General features: G+C 44.7%; 12 protein-coding genes. 3 read left to right on the forward strand and 9 right to left on the reverse strand.

Annotated features, from left to right (window positions below):
- Nucleotides 1–63: 63 nt before the first annotated feature.
- From PWYN_RS01980 to PWYN_RS02000, 5 genes are all read right to left on the reverse strand, one after another.
- Nucleotides 64–3,726: a response regulator gene (locus PWYN_RS01980; RefSeq protein WP_036647805.1), complete on the reverse strand. Its 3,663-nt coding sequence runs from the start codon at nucleotides 3,724–3,726 to the stop codon at nucleotides 64–66.
- An 8-nt stretch (nucleotides 3,727–3,734) separates the two neighbouring features.
- Nucleotides 3,735–4,898: a PP2C family protein-serine/threonine phosphatase gene (locus PWYN_RS01985; RefSeq protein ID WP_036648253.1), complete on the reverse strand. Its 1,164-nt coding sequence runs from the start codon at nucleotides 4,896–4,898 to the stop codon at nucleotides 3,735–3,737.
- Nucleotides 4,899–5,076: 178 nt separating this feature from the next.
- The gene (locus PWYN_RS01990) at nucleotides 5,077–5,424 is read right to left on the reverse strand and encodes a YflT domain-containing protein (protein ID WP_036647807.1); all 348 of its coding nucleotides are present in this window, start codon (nucleotides 5,422–5,424) and stop codon (nucleotides 5,077–5,079) included.
- A gap of 88 nt (nucleotides 5,425–5,512) precedes the next feature.
- Nucleotides 5,513–6,046, reverse strand: coding sequence for a hypothetical protein (locus PWYN_RS01995; RefSeq protein WP_036647809.1), 534 nt, complete (start codon nucleotides 6,044–6,046; stop codon nucleotides 5,513–5,515).
- 55 nt (nucleotides 6,047–6,101) lie between these two features.
- Complete coding sequence (locus PWYN_RS02000; RefSeq protein WP_036647810.1) at nucleotides 6,102–6,608, reverse strand: DUF948 domain-containing protein; 507 nt, start codon at nucleotides 6,606–6,608, stop codon at nucleotides 6,102–6,104.
- A gap of 196 nt (nucleotides 6,609–6,804) precedes the next feature.
- Between PWYN_RS02000 and PWYN_RS02005 the strand changes: the two genes are divergently transcribed.
- Both PWYN_RS02005 and PWYN_RS02010 read left to right on the forward strand, forming a co-directional pair.
- Complete coding sequence (locus PWYN_RS02005; RefSeq protein ID WP_036648256.1) at nucleotides 6,805–6,972, forward strand: DUF1328 domain-containing protein; 168 nt, start codon at nucleotides 6,805–6,807, stop codon at nucleotides 6,970–6,972.
- A 321-nt stretch (nucleotides 6,973–7,293) separates the two neighbouring features.
- Complete coding sequence (locus PWYN_RS02010) at nucleotides 7,294–7,683, forward strand: hypothetical protein (protein WP_036647812.1); 390 nt, start codon at nucleotides 7,294–7,296, stop codon at nucleotides 7,681–7,683.
- 203 nt (nucleotides 7,684–7,886) lie between these two features.
- On the opposite strand, the gene PWYN_RS02015 is transcribed toward PWYN_RS02010, so the two are convergent.
- Both PWYN_RS02015 and PWYN_RS02020 read right to left on the reverse strand, forming a co-directional pair.
- The gene (locus tag PWYN_RS02015) at nucleotides 7,887–8,945 is read right to left on the reverse strand and encodes a C40 family peptidase (RefSeq protein WP_036647814.1); all 1,059 of its coding nucleotides are present in this window, start codon (nucleotides 8,943–8,945) and stop codon (nucleotides 7,887–7,889) included.
- Between the two features lie 219 nt (nucleotides 8,946–9,164).
- Nucleotides 9,165–10,034 carry a cation diffusion facilitator family transporter gene (locus PWYN_RS02020; protein ID WP_036647817.1) on the reverse strand — a complete coding sequence of 290 codons (870 nt, stop codon included), beginning with the start codon at nucleotides 10,032–10,034 and terminating at the stop codon, nucleotides 9,165–9,167.
- Nucleotides 10,035–10,134: 100 nt separating this feature from the next.
- Here PWYN_RS02020 and PWYN_RS02025 point away from each other — a divergent pair, with 100 nt between their 5' ends.
- On the forward strand, nucleotides 10,135–10,317 hold the full coding sequence (locus PWYN_RS02025) for a hypothetical protein (protein WP_036647819.1): 183 nt from the start codon (nucleotides 10,135–10,137) through the stop codon (nucleotides 10,315–10,317).
- Nucleotides 10,318–10,465: 148 nt separating this feature from the next.
- On the opposite strand, the gene PWYN_RS02030 is transcribed toward PWYN_RS02025, so the two are convergent.
- Both PWYN_RS02030 and PWYN_RS02035 read right to left on the reverse strand, forming a co-directional pair.
- The gene (locus tag PWYN_RS02030) at nucleotides 10,466–12,091 is read right to left on the reverse strand and encodes an ABC-F family ATP-binding cassette domain-containing protein (RefSeq protein WP_036647821.1); all 1,626 of its coding nucleotides are present in this window, start codon (nucleotides 12,089–12,091) and stop codon (nucleotides 10,466–10,468) included.
- 108 nt (nucleotides 12,092–12,199) lie between these two features.
- On the reverse strand, nucleotides 12,200–13,195 hold the full coding sequence (locus PWYN_RS02035) for an MBL fold metallo-hydrolase (RefSeq protein WP_036647822.1): 996 nt from the start codon (nucleotides 13,193–13,195) through the stop codon (nucleotides 12,200–12,202).
- Between the last annotated feature and the right edge of the window lie 64 nt (nucleotides 13,196–13,259).

The following is a 13,259-nucleotide window of genomic DNA, read 5'->3' on the forward strand; positions in this document are numbered from 1 at the left end:
AATATTGCGTTATTCCGGACTGGCTGAAAGTAGATCTGTAAACCTATTACCCCAAAATGAGCATTACGAATACAACCAAACACGCATTAGTGAAAGAAGCTGATCGGTAGCAATTGGTTTCTTCATATAATCCGATACTCCAGCCTCAATACACTTGATCCGATCCTCTTTCATCGCCTTGGCCGTAAGGGCAATAATTGGCAGCTTCGCAAACTGAGGCATTTGACGAATTCTGCGAGTAGCCTCGTATCCGTCCATTTCCGGCATCATCATATCCATCAAGATCAGATCAAAGTCATCCTGCTCCGCGAGGATATCCAGAGCTTCTCTCCCGTTTTCAGCAAATATAACTTCCATATGATATTCTTCCAGTACGCTGGATAACGCGAATACATTACGGATATCATCATCTACGAGCAATATTTTCTTTCCGTCGAACAGTTCTTCTTTATTATGGAGCTTTTGCAGGATCCTACGCTTATCTTCCGGAAGATTCGCCTCAACCCTGTGCAGGAAAAGGGTTGTTTCATCGAGCAATCGTTCCGGTGAACGTACATCCTTTATGATAATCGACTCCGCATATTTACGAAGCTTGGTCTCTTCCTTGCTGTCCAAGTCTTTACCAGTATAAATAATGATCGGTAAATCATTTAGTTCTTCGTCATCTCGGATCTGATCCAGCAAATCAAAGCCGTTCATATCGCTCAGCATCAAATCAAGAACCATACAGTCATATCTTTGCTTATGAAGTTCTTGGAGCGCCTCCGCCCCGGTAGAAACCGCAGTAATCTCAACATCATCATGCCCGATTAACTCTGTGATGGAACGTCGTTGATTCTCATCATCCTCAACAATTAGAAGATGCTTCAAGGTACTGGAAGTATAGTTCTCAATAGCTGAGAATGCCCGTTCCAGCGCTTCCCTTGATGCCGGCTTTCTGATATAGGCCATGGCCCCCATCATAAGCCCCTGCTTAACTTCATCATTGACCGAAATGACATGAACAGGAATATGTCGTGTTTGTGAAGACCCTTTCAGTTCCCTCAGAATGGCCCAACCATCTATGACCGGCAGCTGAATATCCAGAATAATAGCATCCGGCAAATAAGTTTTAGCCATCTGCAGTCCGGTGTCCCCCTGAAGGGCTACCAGCCCCTTGTATCCCCGTCCACGAGCCATACCCAGCAATATTTTTGCAAAGCTGGCATCATCCTCAATCACAAGCAATACTTTATCATCTGAATTCAATAGCTCACGATCATCCTCTATAACCGTCTTCACCTGATTTACAGAATTTGAGGAAGTCTGATTGTAAGCACCCACCAGCCCTACTAGGGACTCTGCTTCTCTCGCTGCGGCAGCCTCAACAGCACTCGGCTGTAAGTTGTATTCCCCGTCAATCGGTATATAGAAAGTAAATACACTGCCTTGGCCTTCACGTGAATCAAGCTCAATGGCTCCCCCTAATAGGCGGGCTAACTCACGGCTGATGGACAAGCCAAGTCCAGTTCCACCGTATTTTCGGCTGGTGGTTCCATCAACCTGTTGAAAGGCTTCAAATACAAGATCCGTCTTGTCAGCCGGAATCCCGATACCGCTGTCCTTCACAGCAAGAGCAACATACTCCTTATCCCGCGGCAAATAGAGAGGGAGAGCATCATTTTTCGCCCTGCTGACATCGAATTCTACAAATCCCTCACTTGTAAATTTGAATGCATTAGACAACAAATTACGCAAGATCTGCTTCAGGCGGTGACTGTCAGTGACAATGTTATCCGGCAGCGGCTCGTCAAATGAAATACGCAGTGACAAACCCTTTTTAACCGCTTGAGGGCCAAAGTTCTGTTTCACGAAGCTCTTTAGATCAACCATCTTCACGGAATCTCTACTCAGCTCCATCTTTCCGGCATCCACTTTGGATAGGTCAAGGATCTCATCAATCATTTTGAGCAAATCTGCACCAGACATATATATAGTGTTCGCGAATTCAACCTGCTTTTCGGTCAAATTGCCATCCTTGTTTTCAGTTAAAAGTTGGGACAAAATAAGTAAGCTGTTAAGAGGAGTCCGTAACTCATGGGACATATTCGCTAAGAATTCCGATTTGTACTTACTGGTTATAGATAATTGCAAGGCTTGTTTTTCAAGTTGACTGCGCGCACCTTCAATCTCATCCTTCTTCTCTTCGACCTCCTTAACCTGGGTCTCGAGTGCCTGGGTCTTGGTGATCAGTTCACCGTTATAATGCTCCAGTTCTTCTTGCTGCCGCTGCAGCAGATCTTCAGAACGTCTGAGAGCATTCGTCTGTTCCTCCAGATTTTCATTGGAACGGCGGAGTTCTTCCTGCTGCGTTAGCAATTCTTCCGACTGGCACTGCAGTTCTTCTGTGAGGGCTTGAGACTCACGCAACAACTCCTTGACCACTAGGCTGCGGCTTACATTGTTAAGAATTACAACCAGATTAACAGCAAGCTGCCTCAGAAGTTCGTTATGCAGCCCCGTAAAGGGTTTAAATGAGGCGAATTCAATGACTCCAAGGATGTCGTCCTCAAATAGAAGCGGATAAATGGCTATATGGTTAGGCCGGGACTCTCCAAGCCCGGAAGAGACCTTCAAATAGTTATCCGGAGAAGACTCTAGCTTAATAGGCGTCTTGTTCAACGCACTCTGCCCCACAAGCCCTTGTCCGATTTCAAAGCTCTCCTTGGGTGAACTAACCCCTTCATAGGCGTAAGTAGCGCTAACATTCAGCACATTGGGATTGTTGATGTCTTTTAAATATAATGCCCCAAATTGAGCTCCAAGCTCAGGGGTAAATTCATTAATAAAGGTCTGGGAAATCTCTTCAAGTGAACTCACACCGCGCAGTAGTTCAGTTACCTTTGCCACATTTGCGTTCAGCCAAGACTGATCGTTTTGTGCCTGTGCATATGCCTTTTCCATCTGCTGTTTTTCTTCCAAATCCTCTGCCATTTCTTTAAAAACACGGGCTACATCACCGATCTCATCCTTGGAGGTGACTTTAATACGACGGATAGCTCTTATCTTCCCGTTGCCGAAGCTGCTGATCATCATTGATACTACATTCAGTCCGCTTGTAATACTCGGGATAACCCATAGAATAATACCTAGGCCCAGCAGCAGCCCTATAATCATAATCAGGGTAACCATTTGAATGGAGCCATGATAAGCCGATTTAGCGTTAGCTATCTCCTCATTTATCTCAAAGTTCTCGAAATCGGACAGGCTATTTAGGCTGGTTAACAGTTCATTTACAACAGCGTGTCCATTATTATTATGATAGGATTTTGCTTTAGCGGTTTCATTCTGATCTAACCATTCCAGGATTTTTCCCTGATATTCCAAATAATCCACACCTGCTTTTTCGATGCGCTTAATCATTTGGAATTCTTCGGAGCTTGAAACCCGTTCGTTCATCTGTTTATAATAATCACTTGCTCTTTTGGTGTTGCCCTCAATTTCATCCCTTTGTGCATTCACAGATTGTATATCTGAATTGAGCATAATAGAGGTTAACGTACGGGCCATACTATTTACTTCTCCCCGCATGCCTGCAGAAGAACGAATCTTTTGGTAGCGCTCCTGGTAGATCGTATCCATTTGTCCATTCATATAGTTAAGACGATTAAATCCGACTATGGTAAGGCTCAACATAATAGCCAGCATTGCACTGAAACCGATCAACAATTTGGCTCTAATCTTCATTCCTTATCTTATCCTTTCTTCAATGAGATCCACACCAAGCATTTATCGTCATCCCGATCCTTATTTTCATTTTCTTTAAAGAAGGCTTCGCGCATGGATTCTTCCTCCCAGCTATGAACACCATTCAAATGTCCGATTAGAAAATCAAGCTGCTCCTCGTGCTCTCCCTTAACCAATTCAAGAAGTCCATCCGTGTACAACGCCAAATGCCCTTCCTCCTCATAGGTTAAGCTTTGAGGTTGAATCTCCATACGATCAAACAAACCAACCGGATGACAGTTGCTCTCCAGCAATACAGGACGTTTGGCCGCTCCCTCGAAGAATAATCCAGGCGGGTGACCCGCATTTACGTAATCAATACGCTTCATTCGAGTATCTATAACGAGGTATATGGCCGTGAAGTAATACTGAACAAGCTGCTTCTCAATATATAGCTGGTTGAACCGTCTGTTCAACTCTTGAATTACCTTCTCCGGTTCTACATAAGTAGTTACCGTATCCTTAAGCACTGAAGCGATAAACATACAGAATAGGGACGAAGATATACCGTGCCCCATCATATCCAACAGAACGACACCATACCGCCCGTCTCCAAGCGGATACCAGGCATATAAATCACCTGCCAGCTCAAAGGAAGGCTGAAAAAGGGCGTGTACCTCAAACGTTTCATCCACCAGCGGCAGGCTTAGCACTGCGTTCTGAACCAAGGCTGCCAGCTTCAATTCATCCTGTATATGCTGATCGCGCTCCTTGTGCCAGTCCTTTTCCTGTTTAAGACGCAAAGCCAGCCGGATTCTCGCCATGAGCTCCACTTTGTTAATCGGCTTCGTTACATAGTCCACAGCACCGGCATCCAATGCTTCCGCCAGCTTTTTCGAATCCCCTACAGCAGTTACCATAATAATGGGAATATCCTTCAAATGTTCATGTTGCTGTACTACACGGCAGGCCTCAATCCCGTCCATCTCAGGCATCATCATATCCAATAAAATTAGATCGATGCCCGAGGGACGCAGCCGGGTTCCATCCGCCTCTTTGTCCGTGACTCCCAGTATGTCAAGCATCTCTCTAGCTGATGAAGCTGTTATAAAATTTCTGTAGTTTTCCTTTTTCAGGATTTCACGGATGATTATAACGTTAGTAGGATTGTCATCTACGATTAAAATTCTCATCACTTTCACCTCGCACGAATAGTATTTCGACCGTAAATCCTGTGATTCATTAAGATATATAAAGTAATCATAACAGGATATGTTCAACAAATTAACCTCCAGCCCCACTACGAATAGTGGAGCTGGAGGTTGCAATCTTAAAGTATGGATCATTTCGCTTTAAATAGCGCTATAGCCATTAAAACGATGGTTTTTTAGCAATCACGAGCACCTTCCCTAAATCCAGCTCTTTCTCATAAAAGTTCGCTTCTGCTCCGCTGAATCCGAGTGAAGTGATCTTGGAACGAAGTGCATCACCACGTGAACGGAACATATTGGCAATCGCACCGAACAGACCCTCTTCCTTTAAGCCTACTTCATTAGCATCAGCTACATCAACAATACGACCTTCACGTGCTTGATCGTGGCTAATGACATAAATGTTTTCTCTGCTGTACCCGCTGCTATGCAGCCGATTTACTTCTTCGATCGCCTGAACACTGTTCTGGAGCACTTTTGCATAGACTTGCGCACCTATTGAATCCATGAGATCACTCCCCCTAGAAGTAATTAGAACGATTGCAGGAAAACATAACTGATCTCTCATTAACCTTATTAACTACGTTTGAAACGGGTTAAGATGAGTTTCCATCAAATAAGTCAATTCCTAGCCATTTTCCAGACACTTGATCGCGATATATTTTAAGAGCATTACTTCCTCTTATATATACATCCCCATCCTCTGCCTTGAAGTCAGGGGCACCCAAAAGGTCTTGGATATACCCTTTTTCCGGGTCCAGTTCAATACCGTTCACAGAAAGACCATGCTCTTGGGCTTGGTGAGGAGTCACATGGACATAGAGCACTATGCCCTCACAGATCCCGGCGGACAGCTCTTCATATTGATATTCCAGACAGCCCTGCCAAGGATCCTTCTGGATATTCAAAGGCAAACCCTTTTGATCGATCAGTTCCTCTTCGGTAGTAAACAACTCCACATCCGATAAGGATTCAAAACGGTTTATATATGTTGTAACCGCCTGTGTATGCTGAAAAGCAAATACCGCAGAAACCGGGCGGGAGAAAGCAGCAGCAGAAAGAGGTTCCTGCTGGGCAGGCTTTTCTAAGTAAGGAGTGAGAAGACTAAGCAGAAGAATTAACACGTTCATGTTGTGGTCCCACCTTTCCAAAGCTGCGCTCGCCGCTATGCGACTTTACCTACAATTATCGACGGAATTTTTGCCAAACCACAGCACCCACATCTACAGCCTTCAACAGGGTTCCTATTTTTCCCGAACCGTCTTTCGTATATGCGGCATCATAAGTCTTTACTGTCCGATCTTCAGCAGGTGTCAAAGGAGTCGATTCAATCGATACGCTCTTGGCCTTATCCTTTAGCTCGCGTGATTTACGAAGCTTCTCGATAGCTGTGACCGATACCTGCTTCACGCTTAGGGTCAGTTCACTCATCACATCACCCAGATTTTTCACAGAATCCATAATCGGATCAATCTTTTGGATTTTCCCTTGAACATCCAGCGTAATATCATTCGCATGCCTTACGGTGGTCTTCACTTCATAGGTAAGTTCATCTATGGTCTTCTGAACTTCCTGCAGGGTTTGACTCACTTTGTCGAGGGAATCTTTGGCTGATTTTAAGGTTTTAATTAAGAAGAATACAAGAATAGCAAAAGCTACAGCAACAAGAGCAACACTTAGTTCAATAATCATATACATACCCCTTCCAATCATTTATGGCGGCTTAACCGGCCTTAATATTGCATAGTTACCCCTTCTATAAAAGGCCGAAACAAAACCCCCGCTGACTCCCGAAGCCACTCTGATGTATATGTTTCAAACCCAAAAGGCTCGTTTAAACAATGAATACATCGCAAGCATAACACTCCAAAGAAAGGGTGGATACATCATGTTAAAATGGTCTGTAATTTTACTGGTGATTGCCTTAATTGCAGGAATATTCGGATTCTTTAATCTAGTAGCTGCGGCGGCAGGAATCGCAAAAATACTATTCTATATCTTCCTCGTCCTGTTCGTAATCTCTCTCTTTACCGGTCGCAGGGGCAGATCTATGTAACTTATGACGATATTAGAAAAGATATTTAAAACATAAGTTCGTGATTCCTTATGTATGGGGATCTCGGACTTATTTCATTATAAGCAACATATCATTCTCAGCAAGCAGCATATTTCACAGCTTAAGCTCCCTCCCTTCTTTTCTATTCTACTCCTCCCCATGTTATGCAGAAAGTATAGGTCTTTTTTCCCCCGTTGTAATGATTTCCAAAAAAATAAATGATGATTATGGTTCAAAATGATCACTATGGTTTATTAACTTATTAGCATTCGAAAATTACCAAATAAATGCAGCAGCAAAAACACTAGGAGGATATTAAAAATGAAAAAAATTACCAGTTTTGTAGTGGCCTTAGGTCTTATGGGGTCTATAGCAGCATCAGCTTCTGCTGCAGAAGTACCAGGAACAGCAACACCAACACCAACATCCACATCAACTGTTACTGGAAGTACTTACACCGACATTTTAGCAACACCTATTATTACTCAGGCGGATATCAAACCTGCGACTCCGCAAATCATCCTTACTAGATCAACTCCTTTCTACTTCTCAACAACTGGCTTCCCTATTGCCCTTCTGGGAGCACAAGTCTTAGACACTACCGGAGCCGTAATGACAGATCAGTTCGGCAATGAATGGAGAGAAATTTATACATGGCTTGGAAAAGCTTGGCTGAAGGTTCCTGCTTCTGCTTATGTAATTAATCCTTAATTAAAAACGCTCTGCGTTAATACATAAGGCTGATCCGTTTAGGAGTTCTCTCTTAGCAAGGATCAGCCTTTTTGGTATGAATAGATACAAAAAAGGTTATCTCCCGCAGAAAATACTGCTTAAGAGATAACCCTTTGTATTACCCGTAATTTGTAATTCACCCGTCACAAACTGGTAATGCCCCGCTTCTAATATCCTATATCTTATTGGATAACTGAGCCTCCATATAGAAAGCGGTTCATCCAAGAAGCGCTTAACTTGTCCACTTTAACTCCGCCGGAATCAACAGAATACGTATGCAGCATCTGTCCGTCCCCTAAGTAAAGGGCAACATGGGTAATTCTCTCCGCCAACTTGTCAATTCCTGCATAAGCAGAAGCCGTGCTGCCTTTATAACTCATAAAAAACATCAAATCTCCGCGTTTCAGACTGGAAACGTCCATGACTGCTTTGCTGTTTCCCTTGATCCAATCTCCCTGTTGACGCGAATCATAGGGCAATTGGAACTGTTTACCTTCGAGAAATATCTGCCGGGTAAAATCAGAGCAGTCAAAAGTATCTGAGTTACTGCGGCTGGAACCGAATTCATATGGGGTTCCGAGATATTTCATCCCAACACGGATAACATCCTCTATACCCGTTGCAATGGGAGAAGCTTCAGGTACAGGTGGTACTGGTTGCGGGAGGGTGATCTCCGGAACTTCACTTTTAACCGGGATTAATTGGATATACTGGTCCATAGAACTGGAATAGCCAACCACACCGCCCGCGGTACGAACTTTATAAAAGTAATCATTCGTCTTCTCCAGAATCGTAACAACATCGTCCTTACTTAAGTACAACAAAACCTTGCTGCTTGTAGAAGGAGCTGAGCGAAGCCGAACACTGGACTGAATGAGAGCTGTCTGCAGGGTAGGAGTTACTGGCACGGGAATCAAGCTAATATACTGAGTCCCCGAACTGGTGTAGCCAACCTCTCCGTCCGCGTTGCGCACCTTGTAAAAGTAATTATTCGTCTTCTCCAGTATCGTTACCACATCGCCCTTACTCAAGTAAGACAAAACGTTGCTGCTTGTAGACGGAGCGGTTCGTAGCCGAACACTGGACTGAATAATAGCTGTCTGTACGGCAAAAGCCGTAGCCGAAATACTGGAAGAGGTTGAAGCGGCAGCACTCGGCGCAGGGCTGATAGCTCCCAAAGATACGACAAGAACGGCCGAGACCAACAATGAGGCTTTAAGCTTCTTATGCGATTGGATCATACTGTTCCCCCGAATAGCAATAATGAGAAATACAACAAAGGTGCGCGCTACGCTTGCTGCTTTCTGCCCTCATTATAGGCTTACCCAGAGTTACGAACATGCTCCAAATTTCACAAATAACAATTCCACTTTATGGTAAGGAACAGGTCTATAGTCTTGAATCCTCCTTCATATTTGCAGATTTTACATTCTCTTAGGAACTTTCTTCACTGCCTTTACTTATGCCTTGGGCTCTACATGTACTTGAATATTCATAATATTGTGCATTTTCTGCATTCGCTCTTCAATTGAATCACTAATGTGATGTCCCTCCATAACTGTGAGCTCAGCATTCACTTCTATAACAACGTCGACCAAAACATGATTACCATGAACACGCGCCTTCAAGTCCTTAATTCCTTCTACCCCCGGCGTACGGGCAATGGTACTGCGTAAGTCCATCAGACGATCCTCATCGAATCCATCTGTCAGACGGTAGGTTGAATCCCGAAATATATCCCAAGCTGTTTTGGAAATCAAAAGCCCGACCGCAATAGCCGCCGCTGAATCCATCCAAGGCAACCCAAACTGAGCACCTACAATCCCTACTGCAGCACCTACACTAACCATGGCATCGGAGAAGTTATCCTTGGCAGCAGCCATAAGAGCACCGTTATTAATCTGCATGGCGAGCCTTTTATTGTATATGTACACTCCAAACATAGCGACTGCACAGATCAGGGCAATACCGGCCGACCACAATTGCGGCGTTGCCTTCGCTCCTTCGAAGAGAGAACGTACGGCCTCTACAATGACTTGTATCCCAACCATCGCCATGATAAAAGAAGCCACCAATGCTGCAACTGTCTCTGCTCGAAAATGCCCGTAGGCATGATCGGAGTCCGGCGGCTTCCGGGAAATACGCAAACCGATCAATACGGCTAATGAAGCAACTATATCGGTCAAATTGTTAAAACCGTCTGCAAGCAATGCGCTTGATGCAAACAGATATCCACTAATCAGCTTAAGGCTCGAAAGGATTAAATAGGCAGCAATACTTACCCATGCACCTCGTTCACCCTTTCTAATATCTTCATAAATATCGGCCAATAGTTAGCCCCTCCTCTATTTCATTTATTCTTACCCTTGTGGAGGCATTTAAAAACCATTAATATAATGTTATGTACTTGCTTCGAAGGAGGTTATCACAATGAGCGAGAGTAATGAAAAAGGAAAAATCAATTTGGCTGATGCTATCAAGCAAAAGCTGGAGCAAAAGAAACAACAAGCTTTCAAGCCCGGATCATCATTTCAGGCCGGTTCTGCAAAACCGCTAAAAAGCCAGAACAACAAAAAGCCAAACAATCAGCGCCGTCGTACAGGCGGATCATAAGTAAACGGCTGCGTAATCCCTATTGGGGAACGCAGCCGTTTTTCTATATATATATAAAAAAATTTTAAGAATACATAAAAAAGCAGCAGGCCTTTCCCTTAGGATTGGACTGCTGCTGCGTTATGAGATCTCCACTTTAAATGGAAGATTATACTTCTACAGGATACATGCGCTGACGCAGTTCCTTCACTTCTGGGCTTTCCAGGTACTCATCGTAAGCCATGGTCCGGTCAATCAGACCTGCTGGTGTAATCTCGATGATTCGGTTTGCAATGGTTTGGATGAACTGATGGTCATGGGAAGTGAACAGAATTGTACCGTCGAAATCAATCAGGCCGTTGTTAAGCGCCGTTATCGATTCCAGATCCAAGTGATTCGTCGGCTCATCAAAGATCAGTACGTTAGCACCGTTCAACATCATTTTGGCCAGCATACAACGAACCTTCTCACCACCGGACAGTACGCTCGCTTTCTTCAATGCTTCTTCTCCGGCAAATAACATACGTCCTAAGAAACCACGCAGGAAAGTCTCATCCTGATCCTTGGAGTATTGGCGTAGCCATTCTACCAGGTTCATTTCCACACCGTCGAAATAGCTAGAATTGTCTTTTGGGAAATAGGCTTGAGTTGTGGTTACGCCCCATGCATATTCTCCGCCATCCATTTCCTTCTCACCCATAAGCACATCAAACAACAAAGACTTAGGCAAAGAGTTGGGGCCTACGAAGGCAATTTTGTCGCCTTTATTGACCACGAAGCTGACTTCATCCAGCACTTTTTCGCCTTCTATCATTTTGGATATTCCGCTAATAGTCAGCAACTGCTTGCCGGCTTCACGCTCAGGCTTAAAGTTAAGGAACGGATATTTACGATTCGAAGGACGAATGTCATCGAGCGTAATTTTCTCCAACTGTTTCTTACGTGAAGTAGCCTGTTTAGACTTGGAAGCATTCGCCGAGAAGCGCTGAATAAACGCCTGAAGTTCCTTCATCTTATCTTCCTTCTTCTTGTTCGAATCCCGCTGCAAGGATTGCGCCAACTGACTGGATTCATACCAGAAGTCGTAGTTACCTACGTACATCTGAATCTTACCAAAGTCAATATCCGCAATATGCGTACATACCTTATTCAGAAAGTGACGGTCATGGGATACGACGATAACGGTACCTTCGTAATCCATGAGGAAATTCTCAAGCCAGCCAATGGATTCCAAATCCAAATGGTTGGTAGGCTCATCCAGCAGCAGGTTATTCGGGCGACCAAATAGAGCTTGAGCAAGCAATACCCGTACCTTTTCGTTGCCGCTAAGCTCTGCCATCTTCTTATCGTGCACTTCACGGGGGATTCCCAGACCAATAAGCATAGCTCCTGCATCCGGTTCAGCATCCCAGCCGTTCAGCTCTGCGAATTCGCCTTCCAGCTCACCGGCACGTAGGCCATCAGCCTCTGTGAAGTCGGTCTTGGCATATAGCGAATCCTTTTCTTTCATGATTTCGTAGAGACGTGCGTGACCCATAATAACGGTCTCCAGCACTGGGTACTCATCATACTCATAATGATTCTGCTTCAATACAGCCAGGCGCTCGCCGGGTGTAATGTGAACATCGCCGGAGTTGCTCTCAAGCTCGCCGGACAAAATTTTCAGAAAGGTTGATTTGCCGGCACCATTGGCACCGATCAGACCATAACAGTTACCAGGGGTAAATTTTATATTTACATCCTCAAAAAGTGCGCGTTTTCCGTAGCGGAGTGTTACGCCGCTTGTACTAATCATTAAGCATTACCATCCTTTTCACTTAGGGTTCCGAACAATTATATCACAAAAACCTGCATAATTGCCTGCTATGCAAGGCATTTGCAAGCTCTTTTTCATTCCATTTTCCTACTGCTCCGCTCTCCGGCTCTCGGGATGTACTACTAACGTCTCACCATAACCCAGAATCTTGATCCTTTCCGCAGCAATTCCAAGATTCTCCCTCGCTTGCTCCAACCGGTCCAGCGCTTCCCGAGCCGTGTCATCCGCAAGTCTGAACGTGCCGTAATGCATAGGAATCATGGTCTCGGCACCTACATCTTGAAAAGCCTGAACAGCTTCCTCTGGATTGACATGCTGCGAGGTCATGAACCACTCCGGCTCGTAGGCGCCAATCGGCATCAAGGCTACGTGGATCTTAAAACGTTGGCCGATTTCCTTAAACCCGGGGAAATAACCGCTGTCTCCGGCAAAATACAGATTGGGAGGAAGCTTGTGCTTTCCATCTCCTCCCGCTCCTTCTGGATGCAGCCCCGGCTTCGCCGGTTCCATAATAAACCCGCCCCAATGAGAGGTATTAGTATCAAAGGGAGTTCGACGCGTCCAATGCTGAGTAGGGACAAAGGAAAGCTTGATATTCCCCACCGTAATCGTCTCCCACCAATGCATCTCAATGCAGTTGCGGAACCCTTTACGCATCAACTTTCTTTTGAGTCCCACCGGAACAATTAAAGTGGTTCCCGCGCGGTACAGCTTTCGTATAGATGCGATATGCATATGATCATAATGAGAGTGCGAGATCAGAATGATATCAACAGGCGGAACTTCTGCAATGGGCAGACCGGGTTCACCCAATCTTTTCTCAAAGCCCAATCTTCGTGCCCAAATGGGGTCAGTGATGATATTCATCCCTTCATATTGAAGGAAAAAGGTGGAGTGCCCCACCCAGGTAACGGTGGTATCCAGTCGGTTCTCCGCTAAAAAAGACAGCTGTGGCGGGATATTAGGCACGACATAGGAGTAATCCTTTTTCTTTTTCCGGCGTTCCTCACGCCACTGGCGAAATTCCTTGAGTGTTTTATCTGTACTGACATTATCGATATTGTCGTAACGTATTCTTGCCATTTGGATTCTCTCCTTATAGGGCTTACCTGAAATACTCACTGCTGGCAGGTAAAATTAACTGTTA

Origin of the sequence: Paenibacillus wynnii, from assembly GCF_000757885.1 — a bacterium.
GTDB classification, from domain to species: Bacteria; Bacillota; Bacilli; order Paenibacillales; family Paenibacillaceae; genus Paenibacillus_AQ; species Paenibacillus_AQ wynnii.

Excerpts from the sequence above, each read along its gene's own strand:
- PWYN_RS02005 (WP_036648256.1), top strand. The coding sequence starts at position 6,805 with ATGTTAAAATGGTCTGTAATTTTACTGGTGATTGCCTTAATTGCAGGA.
- PWYN_RS01995 (WP_036647809.1), bottom strand. The coding sequence starts at position 6,046 with ATGAACGTGTTAATTCTTCTGCTTAGTCTTCTCACTCCTTACTTAGAA.
- PWYN_RS01980 (WP_036647805.1), bottom strand. The coding sequence starts at position 3,726 with ATGAAGATTAGAGCCAAATTGTTGATCGGTTTCAGTGCAATGCTGGCT.
- PWYN_RS01990 (WP_036647807.1), bottom strand. The coding sequence starts at position 5,424 with ATGGATTCAATAGGTGCGCAAGTCTATGCAAAAGTGCTCCAGAACAGT.
- PWYN_RS02015 (WP_036647814.1), bottom strand. The coding sequence starts at position 8,945 with ATGATCCAATCGCATAAGAAGCTTAAAGCCTCATTGTTGGTCTCGGCC.
- PWYN_RS02030 (WP_036647821.1), bottom strand. The coding sequence starts at position 12,091 with ATGATTAGTACAAGCGGCGTAACACTCCGCTACGGAAAACGCGCACTT.
- PWYN_RS02000 (WP_036647810.1), bottom strand. The coding sequence starts at position 6,608 with ATGATTATTGAACTAAGTGTTGCTCTTGTTGCTGTAGCTTTTGCTATT.
- PWYN_RS01985 (WP_036648253.1), bottom strand. The coding sequence starts at position 4,898 with ATGAGAATTTTAATCGTAGATGACAATCCTACTAACGTTATAATCATC.
- PWYN_RS02025 (WP_036647819.1), top strand. The coding sequence starts at position 10,135 with ATGAGCGAGAGTAATGAAAAAGGAAAAATCAATTTGGCTGATGCTATC.
- PWYN_RS02010 (WP_036647812.1), top strand. The coding sequence starts at position 7,294 with ATGAAAAAAATTACCAGTTTTGTAGTGGCCTTAGGTCTTATGGGGTCT.
- PWYN_RS02035 (WP_036647822.1), bottom strand. The coding sequence starts at position 13,195 with ATGGCAAGAATACGTTACGACAATATCGATAATGTCAGTACAGATAAA.